The 11,563-nt window shown below is 44.5% G+C and carries 10 protein-coding genes; 8 read left to right on the top strand and 2 right to left on the bottom strand.

Annotated features, from left to right (window positions below; genetic code table 11):
- Nucleotides 1-255 precede the first annotated feature (255 nt).
- Nucleotides 256-1,014, top strand: coding sequence for a uridine phosphorylase (gene udp, locus AB4138_RS01920; protein WP_017065292.1), 759 nt, complete (start codon nucleotides 256-258; stop codon nucleotides 1,012-1,014).
- Between the two features lie 213 nt (nucleotides 1,015-1,227).
- Here the strand turns inward: udp and AB4138_RS01915 are convergent, their stop codons facing one another.
- Both AB4138_RS01915 and AB4138_RS01910 read right to left on the bottom strand, forming a co-directional pair.
- The gene (locus tag AB4138_RS01915; RefSeq protein WP_017065293.1) at nucleotides 1,228-2,394 is read right to left on the bottom strand and encodes a DUF1887 family protein; all 1,167 of its coding nucleotides are present in this window, start codon (nucleotides 2,392-2,394) and stop codon (nucleotides 1,228-1,230) included.
- 197 nt (nucleotides 2,395-2,591) lie between these two features.
- Entirely contained in the window at nucleotides 2,592-4,583 is a 1,992-nt protein-coding gene (locus AB4138_RS01910; protein WP_372304812.1) for a methyl-accepting chemotaxis protein, read from the bottom strand.
- 277 nt (nucleotides 4,584-4,860) lie between these two features.
- Between AB4138_RS01910 and hinT the strand changes: the two genes are divergently transcribed.
- The 7 genes from hinT (at nucleotide 4,861) to AB4138_RS01875 (ending at nucleotide 11,469) form a co-directional block, all read left to right on the top strand.
- On the top strand, nucleotides 4,861-5,211 hold the full coding sequence (gene hinT / locus AB4138_RS01905) for a purine nucleoside phosphoramidase (RefSeq protein ID WP_017065295.1): 351 nt from the start codon (nucleotides 4,861-4,863) through the stop codon (nucleotides 5,209-5,211).
- A gap of 296 nt (nucleotides 5,212-5,507) precedes the next feature.
- Nucleotides 5,508-6,899: a COG3014 family protein gene (locus AB4138_RS01900; protein WP_017065296.1), complete on the top strand. Its 1,392-nt coding sequence runs from the start codon at nucleotides 5,508-5,510 to the stop codon at nucleotides 6,897-6,899.
- Nucleotides 6,899-7,282: a YcfL family protein gene (locus tag AB4138_RS01895; protein WP_017060222.1), complete on the top strand. Its 384-nt coding sequence runs from the start codon at nucleotides 6,899-6,901 to the stop codon at nucleotides 7,280-7,282. The genes AB4138_RS01900 and AB4138_RS01895 overlap by 1 nt, the downstream gene beginning before the upstream one ends.
- An 86-nt stretch (nucleotides 7,283-7,368) precedes the next feature.
- On the top strand, nucleotides 7,369-7,959 hold the full coding sequence (lpoB, locus tag AB4138_RS01890; RefSeq protein ID WP_017060223.1) for a penicillin-binding protein activator LpoB: 591 nt from the start codon (nucleotides 7,369-7,371) through the stop codon (nucleotides 7,957-7,959).
- A 205-nt stretch (nucleotides 7,960-8,164) separates the two neighbouring features.
- Entirely contained in the window at nucleotides 8,165-9,019 is an 855-nt protein-coding gene (locus AB4138_RS01885; RefSeq protein WP_017060224.1) for a phosphotransferase, read from the top strand.
- A 108-nt stretch (nucleotides 9,020-9,127) separates the two neighbouring features.
- Complete coding sequence (ycfP, locus tag AB4138_RS01880) at nucleotides 9,128-9,667, top strand: alpha/beta hydrolase YcfP (RefSeq protein WP_009847155.1); 540 nt, start codon at nucleotides 9,128-9,130, stop codon at nucleotides 9,665-9,667.
- A gap of 512 nt (nucleotides 9,668-10,179) precedes the next feature.
- Complete coding sequence (locus AB4138_RS01875; protein WP_009847154.1) at nucleotides 10,180-11,469, top strand: NAD(P)/FAD-dependent oxidoreductase; 1,290 nt, start codon at nucleotides 10,180-10,182, stop codon at nucleotides 11,467-11,469.
- Nucleotides 11,470-11,563: the final 94 nt, after the last annotated feature.

Below are 11,563 nucleotides of genomic sequence, written 5' to 3'. Positions count from 1 at the left end.
TAATATAAAAGCGCCTTTAGCGGTAATACGTTAAAGGCGCTTTTTGTCTCATTAGTATGCAACATAGGCGTGCGGATTGCTTATTTTTGTGATGCCAATCGGTTTTTTGTGAAACTTGAATTATTGTTGCGATCATTCATGTGACATGTGTCACTTCATTTTGTAATGAGCTTGGTTAGAGTGTGTTCGTACCCCACGAATTTACTATGAGCTTAAATAAGGGTAAAAAGCCCAATAAGCCAAAAGGAGCGAACTATGTCTCAAGCTGTTTTCCACTTAGGTGTTACTGAAGCAGATCTTAACGGTGCTACTCTTGCGATCATCCCTGGTGATCCTGCTCGTGTGCAAAAAATTGCAGAAGAGATGGAGAACCCAGTATTCCTTGCTAGTCACCGTGAATACACGCTTTACCGCGCAGAGCTAGACGGCAAACCAGTTGTTGTATGTTCAACAGGTATTGGTGGTCCATCGACTTCTATCGCAGTTGAAGAGCTTGCTCAACTTGGTGTTCGCACTTTCCTACGTGTTGGTACGACTGGTGCTATCCAACCTCACGTAAACGTGGGTGACATGATTGTTTCTACAGGTTCTGTTCGTCTAGACGGCGCTAGCCTACACTTTGCTCCTATGGAGTTCCCAGCAGTGGCTGACTTTGAAGTTGCAACAGCAATGAAAGCGGCAGTTGATGAATCAGGTGCAACAGTTCACATGGGCGTAACGGCATCAAGCGATACGTTCTACCCAGGTCAAGAGCGTTACGACACGTTCTCTGGTCGCGTTGTTAAGCGCTTCCAAGGCTCTATGCAAGAATGGCAAGACATGGGCGTTCTAAACTTCGAGATGGAATCTGCAACACTGCTAACTATGTGTGCAAGTTCTGGTCTGAAAGCAGGTTGTGTTGCTGGTGTAATCATCAACCGTACTCAAAAAGAGACGCCTGATCACGACACTCTAAAAGTAACAGAAGCACGTTCAATCAAAGTGGTTGTAGAAGCCGCTCGTAAAATGCTTTAAGTCTTAAAGTGCTCTGAGTTTTAGAGAGCATTAAGTCTTCAAGTGACATTAAATTTTGAAAATGGCCGCATCGTATGATGCGGCCATTTTTTTGTGCCGTCTGAAAGTAATCAATAGAGAAAACAGACAACAAAAAAGGCGAGTGATTTAATCGTCATTCGCCTTTTTAACAATCTGCTTAAGAGCATTGAGCTCTCATGAGCTTATTGGTTTTTAGTACTCTAGATCTTCACTGCCACCCGCAGCTGTAAACCATGCCGTTAGGTGTGTTTTAAGATCTTTCAATTCGTCAGGGCCAATCAATGCAAGGCCAAGATCTTCAGCTCGTGTGATGTCGTTATGGCGAAGAGGGCGGAAGCTCACTAACATTGCACGTGCTTGTAGGCCACCTAGCAGGTCTCTAAGCGATTCCAGTTTGTACAAGGTGTCATCACCATCATCACGCATGCCTTTGGTCTTACATTCGATGATGTGCAGCTTATTGTTCACCACAGAGGCAACATCAAGCTCGTTACGAACCTCACGTTCACCCAGTTGACGGTATACCTGAACATTCAAAGAACGGTCTTGAATGGTCGGCATGTCATCTTGGATCTGCTTAACTGTGCTGTGAACCAATGTTTCAAGCCATTCACCGTTTGAGAAGCGGCGCGCGTCTTCGTTGGCAAAGGTCAAAATACCATTGTCGTAAGTCGCAATTTTAGCTTCAACCAAATCGCTCAGCAGCATGTTGAGCTCGCGATAGCCTTGTTGCTTCTCAGATAGGCCTACATCAAGTTTTTGTTCTTTACGGCAGGTCGTTGCTAGGTAGTTCAATGTCGCAAGGCCAGGGCCTAGTTCGAGTGCGTTACTTGCCCAACGTTCACCCAGTTCATAAAGTTTCTGATCCAGTTGCGGAGACAGCTGAACATCGCTGAATTCACCGCGAGCACCGAACACAGTTAGGTAGTCGTCGATAGTGATGCGGTCTTGAACTTGTGCGTCTTCTTTACCATTAGGGTACAACCAGCAAAGCTTGTCGCTATTTGGTTCAACCACGAAGATTGGCCAGTGGTAAGTACGGAATACTTCGTACACAGAAAGTAGGCGGTGACGGAGGCCACAACTTGCGTTGAGCTTCACTTCTTGACCGCGTGCTTTGAGGTCTTCGGCAAGGGTTTGGATAGATTCTTTAATGACAGATGTATTTACGATGGTCGGAATTTCGAAAAACTCACTCGTAATGTCGCGCTTGTGCAAAACGCTGTCTAAACGTTTGTACATACTGACTTGATTTTTGTCACCGATAAACACGATGTGAGTGCTGACCGTTCGGTTATCAAGTAATGGGGTGAGCAAGCGAATGGGGTCTTGATCGATAATGCCAACATGAACAGCCATATAAATTCCTTAATAGCGGCTCGCTCATAAAGGTGAAAGAAAAAACGGGAAGCAGCAAGCCTTAATAATCATATAATGACAAAGCTCATAAAAAACAAGGGCAACCCTTGATAAAAGTTGCCCTAGCTCAATTAGTCACCACTATTGGGTAAGAAGTCTCAACAATCTCACTAAATATCTATCGATTCTTCATTTATCTATAGTTTGAATTGATGTACTAAATCACCTTGCTGATTCGCCAAAATTGTTAGGTTTTGGCTTGCCTCCGCAATTGAAGACATCGCTTGGTAACTCTTATCTGCGATGTGGTTGATGTCTTCGATGTTGCGTGCAATATCACCAGACGTTTCACTCTGCTCAGCGGCTGCTTGAGAGATGTGTGTACTCATGTGGCTGATCTCTAGAATCAAGGCTTGGATCTCTTCCATCGCACTGTTTGCACTTGAAGCTTGTTGAACCGACATGTCCATATCGCTCATACAGCTTTCAATTACGTTACTTGCAGTTTTCGAGCTTGATTGCAGATTGCTGATCATAGTCTCGATTTCAGAGGTTGATTGAGTGGTCTTCTGTGCTAGCACTCGTACTTCATCGGCAACGACTGCAAAACCACGACCTTGTTCACCTGCACGCGCTGCTTCGATTGCCGCATTAAGTGCAAGTAGGTTGGTCTGTTCAGCAATACCACGAATAACGTCAAGGATTGAACCAATCTGGCTACTCATCTGTTGTAGCTCGCCTACAGCGCCCACTGATTCAGTAAGGCGAACTTCAAGCTGATTAATGGTGCTGATGTTGGTGTTCATGATCTGACGACCAGACTCAGAAGCCGATTCTACTTGTTGAACCATGGTGAGTGAGCTTTGCGCGCTGTTCGCCACTTCTTGTACAGAATGAGACATCTCTGTCATTGCGGTCGCAACAGTCGCGGTTTGCTCACGTTGGCTGTTCAATTGAGCCTGCGTTTCAGATGACGTCTTCTGGTTGACGCTTGCAGTCTTAGTTAAGTCATCTGAAGCATCATTCAACTTCACAAGGATATTGTGCAGGTTGTCAGCCAAGGTGTTGATGTGACGGCTCACGCGGCTGAATTCGTTGTCGTAGCGAATATCGATACGCTGAGTCATATCACCTTCAGTTAGACCTTCTAATGTACCGAGGATGCGAGTTAATGGCTCTCGTACGCTGTGTGCAATGTGGTAACCAATCGCAGCAGCGAACACAGTCACAACAATGCCAATGGCAATCGCGTTGAATAGGCCTTTGTCGTAGATGCTGCTTGCGTCTGCTAGTGATGAGTTGAGTTGCTCTTCAGCGGTCACGTTGAATGAGTCCAAAACAGCCATCGCTTGGTCAACTTCTACGGCTAGGTTTGCAATGTTGATATACAGAGCTTCTTTCGCTTTCAAGTAGTTGTTGTGTTTGTCCAAGACACCGCCTTTCTGACCAACATCTTTGGTGAACTTTTGAACTGATTCATCAAAGACATTTTTAAGTGCTGGTAGTTGTGTTGATAGACCTCGATAAGCGTAGTTAAGATGAGTAACGGCCTTTTTGTTTTGGTTAACGGCTTTTTGAACGAAGGCAACATCAGAGCTAGCAAGTGCATCAGAGGTAATAACTTCTGCGTCTTGCAGTTTGATGAAGTAGCTCTTTGCCATCACTTTTACAGAGATGCTTTTTTGGTCGGCAACGTACTCTTTCATACCAACGGTTAATTCTGAATGTAAGCGTTGGAAGTCACGAGACGCTTTTTGTACTTGTTCTTGTGCTTCGAACATCGCGACGTAGTTGTTCATCGCTTCGTCAGCTTCGGCGAAGTAGCGTTCTTCCATTGCTCTTAATTGCGCGATACGTTCAACAAGTGAAGCATTGTTTTGGCTTGCCGCTTCTAAACTACCGAGAACTTCTGAAAACGAGTTTTGTGATGCAGCAAATTCTGTACGCATTGCAGACATGCGTTCAGCGTTTTGTGTGGTTAAGAAATCTTTGAATGACTTATCAGCAGAAAGCAATTGAACACTCGTTTGATTTGAAAGCGCGACAAGTGGTAATGAGGTTTCTGAGACACTCTCAAAATTGCTGTGTATCTGATTCATGCTGTTCATCATGATGGTTATCGTGACTGCGAACATGATGATGATCAGTGCGAAACCAGCGTACATACGCTTGATCACAGATCCCTTCATGGCTTTCTCCCTAAATAAAAATGCAGACCTAATGTCAGGTCAAAGTAAAACTAACAAAATTATCAGCATTCTATTGAGCTCGGCTTACGCATTTTATGACGCACACGTCAAAAATAGCGCTCAGTTATAACCAACATGCCATTCTTGAGAGCTAAGGCTCGTTTTCTTTGATTTGAACGGTGTTTTTTATTATGCTTTAAAGCAGATTTATTGTGGTTTGATGCGGCATAGCGCATACTCAAAGCATTAAAAAATAAATGTTTTATCGGAGAGAAACATGGCTGAAGAAACCATTTTTACTAAGATCATCAACAAAGAAATCCCAGCAGATCTACTATACCAAGACGATTTAGTAACCGCATTTCGCGATATTAACCCTCGCGCGCCAAGCCATATCCTAATCATCCCAAACAAGCTGATTCCGACAACTAACGATGTTGAAGTCGAAGATGAAGCGATGATGGGGCGCATGTTTACTGTTGCTCGCAAGTTAGCAAAAGAAGAGGGCATTGCAGAAGATGGCTATCGTCTTATCGTGAACTGTAACTCTCACGGTGGCCAAGAGGTTTATCATATTCACATGCACTTGGTTGGCGGCCGTCCACTTGGCCCCCTATTAATGAGCTAATAAAAAGTTAATGAGCTAATGAAAAGCTAACGAGTTAATGAAAGCTAATGAGCTAGTTTAAACGCGCTCATTAGTGGTTTAACACAAGTAGTTAGTTGGAAAATTTGTAGTTTGTATGCCAACTTTAAGTTCTATCTGTTGTCTGAATGTCGGCATCGCTTAGGCAGAGGCTAAATAAGTAGGGTTTCAACTGGCTTGAGATCCTTTTTACAACGCGTTTCGTTTTGATAATGAGACCATTAAAGGTCAGCAGACCCTAATAAAGTTGGCATTTTAAACATGCACGGAGACGATAAGTGAAGCAACAGTTTAGATTCGCTTCCATTGCCCTGTTATCGGCGTTGACCGTAGGTTGTGCGAGTATGTCTGCAGGAAGCCTGTTCAGTCATTACAGCGCACAAAACAAAGCGATCTACCAAGCCGTTAAATCTGGAGATTATTCAGAGGCTCAGCAAGAGCTACCAGATTACGCGGCAGGCGACATCCTTGATAACTTTGAAAGAGGCAGAATTAATCTGCTGGATCAAAAATACCCTGAGAGTAAGGCTTCGTTTGAAGTGGCTGATCAGGCGGTTACTGAGCAGCAACGCAAAGCCGTGATCTCAATCTCAGACAGTGCAACCAGTGTGGGTGCGTTGGCTGTGAATGACAATATTACCGAGTATGTGCCAGCCGATTACGAGTTGGGCTTTCTTCATCTGTATCTCGGTTTAAATTACCTCAAGAAAAACGATTTAGAAGGTGCGGTGATTGAAATGCGTCGCGCCAACCAAGTTCAAGAACAAGCGAAGAAGCAACGCGAGGCTGAGTTAGACAAAGCAGCCAGCGATGCGAAGAAGCAAGGCTTGTCTGCCAATGTGGGTAGCATCCTTGCCAATTACCCTGATGCGGGTAAGAAACTGCAGTCAGTACAGAATGCGTATCTGATGTTCTTGTCTGGTCTGCTTTATGAAGCGTCAAATGATTTAAACAGCGCCTACGTTGACTATCGTCGTGCTTTGGCTGTGATGCCAGATAACCAAGAAATCATCGATAGAACCATGGCAACAGCCGCTCGTTTAGGGATGCGACAAGATTTAGCAACATTAGAAAAACGCTATAAGCAATCTTCTAAACTTAGTGCAGGTGAAGGGCGAGTGATTGTTCTTCAAGAGCAGAGCGCTGTGCAAGCTATGGACAGTTGGCGACTGGATTTGCCTGTTTATGACAGTCGCGATCAGGGGGCAATATACTCTCTTGCGCTGCCATATTACCCAAGTCAAAACGTAGAGCGTTTTTCTGCCTTGCGAATCAGCGGACAGCCGCTACAAGAACATTTGATCACTGATGTAAACGCGATGGCGCAGAACGATCTATCGGAACGTATGACAAGCATTGTTATTCGCCAAGCGCTACGTGTAGTCGCGAAAGATCGCATTCGAAAAGAAGCAACCAAAGGCGATGATGTCGGTAATATTCTGTTCAACGTGTGGAACACACTGACAGAGCAACCAGACACTCGCAGTTGGCAATCATTACCTGCAGAGATTAAGAGCAGTACGTTTGTAGCAAATAGCGGTCAATATACGTTGGAAGCGGGCGCTAAAACGTACGACTTTGATATTCGAGAAGGGCAGACCACCTTGGTGTGGATTTCTCGACAAGGAAACAATGCAACAATGTGGCATAAACAGCTAGGGAGGCTGTAATGAAAAAGTGGTTAGTGAGCTTAGCAGCGGTTATGGCTCTGGCTGGTTGTGCTGATAATACAGCTGGCGTAAGGGTCGATAGTCTGACTCAGAACGTTTTCTTTGGTGACAAGGTATTGGGCAGCCGTTTACAGGTTGAAGATATTCGCACCGATCTGGTCGACGGTCATACGCGAGGAATCGTTCGTTTAAACAGTAACTATAAAGGCGATCAACATATTCTTTATCGTTTTTACTGGTACGACGATGCCGGGCTTGAGGTCAACCTTAAACAAGGTCCTTGGAAGCAAGCGATTGTTCGTGGTTTTGAAAGTATTTCGTTGTCGGAAGTGTCGGTAAACCCGAAAGCGACTCAGTTCAGAGTCCAGTTCCGAGAGCAGTAAGTTAGATTAAACGGGTCTCATGATTCGTAAATACAAGAATTTAAGAGTGTGGGTAACCCCGCTCAGTGATAAGTTGAGGAAACAAAATGAAAAAGAGTGTCATTGCGCTACTAGGTTTAGCGGTTATTTTAGGCGGTTGTTCAAACAAGGTAAGCTACGGTGATGCACAAGCAGTAGAAACCACGACAATCGATTTCGGTTCAACTGACCTTCAAACGATTGCGGGTGAAATGGTCGATAGCATGATGGCGTCTGGTTCTGTGTCTTACATTACTCGTGAACAGCGTCCAATCGTGTTTGTAGAGCGAATCAAGAACAAAACAAGTGAGCACATCGATACTGAGTCAATCACTGACACTATCAGTACTAAGATGCTGAACTCTGGTAAGTTCCGTTTCGTTGATATGGACCGTGTAGAGTCTGTTCGTGACCAATTGAACTTCCAAAACAACGATGAGCTTGTAAACCAAAGTTCAGCGATTCAATTCGGTAAAATGGTTGGTGCTCAGTACATGCTGTACGGCAACCTATCAAGCATCGTTAAGAAAGCGGGTAGCGATGAAGACGTATACTACAAAATGACGATGCGTCTAATGGATCTTGAGTCTGGCTTGATTGAATGGGCTGACGAGACTGAAATCCGTAAGCAACAATCTAAGAGCCTACTAGGCCTTTAATTTCGCTTACTTGCCAACTATGCGCAGCCGGATTTGACAATGTCTAGTATTGGCAGCGCTTAATCTTGACAGCGTATAGCTTGGTCACACGCCAATGCAGTGCATGATGTGCTGTTTATGAAGAGACACTGGCTTTTGGTCAGTGTCTTTTTTGTAGGGAATGAAGACGTTTATAGGGCAGTTAAGACGTTTATAGGGAGTAAATATGGCAATTTTTTCTTGGTCTGAGGCTAAGCTTCTTGATACCAGTTTGAGTTCGCTTGACGGTTACTTTTCTGAGCCTCCAGTTAGAGCACAGACATTAACAGGCGGTTTGACCAATCGATGTTGGAAGTTGGTCGATGCCGATGGTACTGCGTATGTTTGGCGGCCAACCACACCTATCACCAAAGCGTTCTTCATTTCTCGCCATGAAGAGTACCAAGTGCTGTCTGCCATTGAGCGACTCGGTATCGGGCCAAGCCCAATGGTAGTGAATGAGCAGGGGTTACTGGTTGAGTGGATTGCGGGTGAGACACTTTACGAAGATCTAGAACTCGATGACCTGTTGAAAACGCTGATCTCTGTTCATCTGGTTAATACTGCGCGATTACCACTGCAACCATTCAGTTTCACGGCGCGAGTCGACCATTACTGGCTGCAGCTTGATGCGATTCATAAGACTGAAGCCTGCACTAAGATTTATCAAGAGTGGCGCGTGGCTCCGAGTATTACCAATGTTGACCTGTCTTTGTGCCATTTTGACTTAGGTGGTTATAACCTAGTGAGAAACAGTGACTGCATTAAGATTATTGATTGGGAATACGCTGCGCTCGCAGACCCTAGGCTCGATTTAACATTAACCATTGCGGTTGCTGGCGCGCCAGTCACAGAAGCGGTTGAGAAGTACTGTCAGCTGCGAGGAATCCATGATGTTCAGCCTTGGCTTGATGGTGTAGAAGCATGGTTACCAAGAAGCCAGATGATGGCGATGCTATGGTATTTACTTGCTCATCAGCTTTGGGGCGATGAAAGTTATCTGCGTGAAGCGGAGGCTCTGAGTCACACTTTATGTAGCTAGGATCACGTTTAGGAAGTGAAAAATATAATTTCTCAGCTGTTACCTTTAAAACCTTGTTTTTCGTGTTAGATTGATCAAAACGTACCAATATTCAACGGGGGAGGTACAATGATTATCTATCTACATGGCTTCGACTCAACAAGCCCGGGCAATCACGAAAAAATACTGCAGTTGCAATTCATTGATGATGACGTTCGTTTCATCAACTACAGTACTTTGCATCCAAAACACGATATGCAGCATCTGCTAAAAGAAGTGCATAAGGTGATAGAGCAATCCGATGATCCGCATCCCATTATTTGTGGTGTAGGTTTAGGTGGTTTTTGGTCTGAGCGTATTGGTTTCTTATGTGGGATTAAGCAGGTGGTGTTCAACCCTAATCTGCACCCTGAGAACAACATGGTAGGTCGAATTGACCGTCCAGAAGAGTACGAAGACATCGCAACTAAATGTGTTGCTCAGTACCGTATGAAAAACAAAGGACGCTGTTTAGTGGTGCTTTCTCGTGAAGATGAAATTCACGACAATACCAAAACAGCTGCCGCGCTAGAAGATTACTATGATGTAATCTGGGATGAGAAAGAGAGTCATAAATTCAAAAAGATCTCTCAACATCTTCAAGCAATGAAAGCGTTCAAAAACGCTTAATCAATCCAGATGTTTTATAAAAGCAGTGCTCAATGAGTGCTGCTTTTTCACATCTGAATCTTAGAGATTGGTATTGATAAAGTAGTTGTATATGTTTTATCGGTCGGTTTGTGCATTTATAGATCAGTTTGCGCAAACGTTAACTAATTAGTCGCGAATCCTCATTGAGGGTAAGGATTTTTTTGTTGCGGTCATCTTTTTGCTATATATAATGTTCCCAAGCAAAACATTTTGACAAATATCAAAAAAAATTGAGAGCGAGTGAAAAAACTTGCCCATAATTTGTGTTCTGCCTCTCAGGTAGTCACCTTTTTTATCCACGTGAGCAAAGCAACAAACCATTATTTGTTGTTTGTAACCCCTCTAACTACTCGGTGAGCTGTCGTTATTCTTTTTCGCGGTAACCCAATTTGTAACAGCCTTCGCATTCAAGGCCGAGTAGATACATAGAATTTATCGGTTGGAGTAATCGAGCCGAACCCCATTTATTCATTTTGTAGAGGATTGTCATTGTGACAAAAATTATCGTAGTAGGCGGCGGTGCTGGTGGTTTAGAACTAGCAACTAAGCTAGGCCGCACTTTAGGTCGTAAGAAACGTGCCCAGATTACTCTGGTAGACCGTAAAGCAAGCCACCTATGGAAACCATTACTTCATGAAGTAGCAACGGGCTCACTGGATGAAGGTGTTGATGCATTAAGCTACCGTGCGCACGCAAAAAACCATTACTTCGATTTCCAAATGGGCAGCCTGAACGACATCGATCGTGAGCGTAAAGTGATTGCACTAAGCGAGCTTACAGACGAGCACGGTGAACTGCTGATGCCAAGCCGTGAACTTGAATACGATATTCTAGTGATGGCGCTAGGCTCAACGTCAAACGACTTCAACACTCCAGGCGTTCGTGACAACTGTATTTTCCTTGATAGCCCAGAGCAAGCACACCGTTTCCGTACAGAAATGAACAATCAGTTCTTAAAGCTTCACGCTAAGAACGGTCAAGGCACGGTAGACATCGCGATTGTTGGTGCTGGTGCAACTGGTGTAGAGCTTTCTGCAGAGCTACACAACGCCGTTAAAGAACTTCGTACTTACGGCTTCGGCGACCTAGATTCAAGCAAGCTGAACGTAAACCTAGTTGAAGCGGGTGAGCGTATTCTTCCAGCTCTACCTCCTCGTATTTCAAGTGCAGCACACTCTGAGCTAACCAAGCTTGGTGTGAACGTTCGTACGAATACGATGGTGACTCAGGCGGATTCTGACGGCCTAACAACCAAAGATGGTGACAAGATCCCAGCTCAAATCATGGTATGGGCAGCAGGTATCAAAGCACCAGATTTCATGAAAGATATCGGTGGTCTTGAAACCAACCGTATCAACCAGTTGGTTGTGAAGAACACGCTGCAAACAACACTGGATGACAACATCTTTGCAATCGGTGACTTGGCGCAATGTACACAAGCAGACGGTTCATTCGTTCCGCCACGTGCACAAGCGGCTCACCAAATGGCAAGCTGTGCATTCAGCAACATCATTGCTAAGTTGAACGGTCGTGACCTGAAAGACTACATCTACAAAGACAAAGGCTCGCTAGTTTCACTTAGCCGTTTCTCTACGGTAGGTAGTTTGATGGGTAACCTGACGAAAGGCTCGATGATGGTCGAAGGTCGTATTGCTCGTGTGGTTTACATCTCTTTGTACCGCATGCACCAGATGGCGCTTCACGGCTTAATCAAAACATCACTGATGATGCTGGTTGGTCGTATTAACCGTGTACTTCGTCCAAACCTAAAGCTTCACTAATCAGGTAAGCCTTCTCAGAGCATTACGCTCATAATAAAAAAGAGCTCTTCGGAGCTCTTTTTTGATCGTGTCGATTATGGATTATCGCAGGTGT

The organism is Vibrio sp. 10N.286.52.C3 (assembly GCF_041468865.1).
Taxonomy (GTDB): domain Bacteria; phylum Pseudomonadota; class Gammaproteobacteria; order Enterobacterales; family Vibrionaceae; genus Vibrio; species Vibrio crassostreae_C.
The sequence above is the reverse complement of the archived record's forward strand: the minus strand, read 5'-3'. Positions and strand labels throughout refer to the sequence as shown.